Origin of the sequence: Pedococcus sp., assembly GCF_036554925.1 — a bacterium.
In the GTDB taxonomy this organism is placed as follows: Bacteria; Actinomycetota; Actinomycetes; order Actinomycetales; family Dermatophilaceae; genus Pedococcus_A.
Window position 1 is genome coordinate 1 of the sequence record NZ_DATBMI010000020.1, and the last position, 2,584, is coordinate 2,584.

Consider the following 2,584-nt stretch of genomic DNA (forward strand, 5'->3'; position numbering starts at 1 on the left):
GAGCAGTGAAGGCAGGACAGCCGCAGTGGCCAAGGAGCAGGGGCGCAAGCTCGTCGCGAGCAACCGCAAGGCGCGCCACGACTACCACATCGAGGACACCTACGAGGCGGGGCTGGTGCTCACCGGCACCGAGGTGAAGTCCCTGCGGATGGGCCGTGCCTCGCTGGTCGACGGCTACGCCACCTTCTACGGCGACGAGCTGTGGCTCGAGGGTGTCCACATCCCGGAGTACCTCAACGGGACGTGGACGAACCACACGCCTCGGCGGCGGCGCAAGCTGCTGCTCAACCGCGTCGAGCTCACCAAGCTGGCGCAGAAGACCCGCGAGAGCGGTCACACGATCGTCCCGCTGGCGCTGTACTTCAAGGACGGCCGCGCGAAGGTGGAGATCGCGGTGGCCAAGGGCAAGAAGGCCTACGACAAGCGACACGCGCTGCGCGAGCGGCAGGACCGGCGGGAGGCCGAGCGCGCCCTGCACTCGCGTGGACGGGCGGACTGAGGGTGCGACCAGCGGGGGGTGTGCCGGTGGGGCGCCGGCGGGGTCCGTGGCGGCTGGGTGCGGTGGTGGCGGTGGTCATCGCCCTGGCGGCCCTCGTGGCCAGCCCGGCGGCAGCGCTGCCGGCCGAGGACAAGGCCACTGCGTTCCACGTCGACTTCGTGCTGAACCGCGACGGCTCGGTGTCCGTGACCGAGAACATCACCTGGCAGTTCCCCACGGGCGAGGACCGGCACGGCATCGAGCGGCTCATCAAGGTGCGCGCCGGCTACCAGGACCGCGAGGACACCTACCGCGTCTACGAGATGAGCGAGGTCTCCGCCGCGTCGCCCAGCGGGGCCCCGGACGACGTCGCCGTCACGGAGTTCGGCGCCTACGACCGGATCCGGGTCGGCCGGGCCGACGAGACCGTGACCGGCACCCACTCCTACGTCGTCAGGTACACGCTGGCCAACTACGTCAACGGCTTCGACGACCACGCCGAGTTCTACTTCAACCTCGTCGACCCCTCGAACGAGAGGACGTACGAGAACGTCACTGCCACCGTCCGCGGGCCGGAGCCCGTGGACCGCACCGACTGCTTCTACGGGGAGCTGGGCTCCACGGACCGCTGCCAGAGCACGCCCGGCGACCCGGCCCGCTTCTCGGCCGGCACGGTGCCGCCGGGGCAGGGCGTGTCGATCCTGGCCTCGCTGCCGCGGACGGCCTTCGACACCCTGCAGCCGGACCTGCGCACCGGCCAGGTGACGCAGGACGGCGACGTCGTCGTCACCTCCGAGACGGCGCGCGCCCTGGGGCTGCTGGCGATCGGCACGGGTGTCACCCTGCCCCTGCTGGCGGGTGGCCTGATGGGCTTCCTCGTCTACACGCGGGGACGCGACGAGCAGTACGCCGGCCTCACGCCGGGCCTGACGCCCGGCATCGGGCAGGCCGGAGAGGTCGTGCGCGGGCAGGCGCCGACGGTGGCCGTGCAGTTCACCCCGCCGCCGGGGGTGCAGCCCGGCATGCTCGGCACGATCCTCGACGAGTCCGCGAACACCATCGACGTGGCAGCCACCGTCATCGACCTCGCCGTGCGGGGCCACCTGACGCTGCAGGAGACCACCAGCGGGCTCTTCGGTCGCACGGACTGGAGGCTCACCAGGGCCGCGGGGCCGACCCAGGACCCGCAACCCCTGCATGCCTATGAGCAGCGGCTGCTGAATGGCATCTTCGCCACCGGCGACTCGGTGCTGCTGTCCGAGCTGAAGAACCACTTCGCGCCGACGCTGAAGGGCGTGCAGGAGGCGATGTACGACGAGGTGGTCGACCGCGGCTGGTTCCGGCGCTCACCTGAGTCCCAGCGCCGGCTCTGGACGGGGCTGGGCAAGCTGATGGTGTTCGGCGGGCTCGCCGGGATGTTCTGGCTCGGCGGCGGCCTCGCGGCGATCATGCCGGGCCACGGCCTGCCGGTGCCGCCGGGCGTCGTGCTCGGTGTGGGCATCGTCCTCGCCGGCGCCGTCACCTGGCTGATGGGGCGCCGGATGGCAGCCCGCACCGCCGACGGCAGCGCCGTCCACGCGCAGTCGCTGGGGTTCCGCCAGTACCTCGTGACGGCCGAGGCGAACCAGATCCGGTGGGAGGAGGCCCAGTCGGTCTTCAGCCGCTACCTGCCGTACGCCATCGTGTTCGGCGTGGCCGAGAAGTGGGCCGACACCTTCGAGCAGGTCGCGGCGGCGGCCGCCGCGGCGGGCCACCCGGTGGTGATGCCGACCTGGTACATCGGCGACGGTTTCGGCAGCTTCAGCAACCTGGCGTCGGGGATGGACTCCTTCGCCACGACGGCCGGTGGCACGTTCACGAGCACGCCCGGGTCCTCCGGCGGGAGCGGCTTCTCCAGCGGGGGCGGCTTCAGCGGCGGCGGTGGGGGTGGCAGCTCCGGCGGGTCGTGGTAGGCGAGAGAGCCCACCCGCAGCTCGCCGCCCACCCCCGCAGCTCGCCGCCCACCCCCGCAGCTCGCCGCCCACCCCCGCAGCTCGCCGCCCACCCCCGCAGCTCGCCGCCCACCCCGCAGCTCGCCGCCCACCCGCGGCAGCGCACGCCCGGGAC

General features: G+C 72.6%; 2 protein-coding genes. Both read left to right on the forward strand.

Annotated features, from left to right (window positions below):
- Positions 1 to 25: 25 nt before the first annotated feature.
- Positions 26 to 499 carry an SsrA-binding protein SmpB gene (gene smpB / locus VIB11_RS01490; RefSeq protein ID WP_332027680.1) on the forward strand — a complete coding sequence of 158 codons (474 nt, stop codon included), beginning with the start codon at positions 26 to 28 and terminating at the stop codon, positions 497 to 499.
- 26 nt (positions 500 to 525) lie between these two features.
- On the forward strand, positions 526 to 2,430 hold the full coding sequence (locus tag VIB11_RS01495) for a DUF2207 domain-containing protein (protein WP_332027678.1): 1,905 nt from the start codon (positions 526 to 528) through the stop codon (positions 2,428 to 2,430).
- Positions 2,431 to 2,584: the final 154 nt, after the last annotated feature.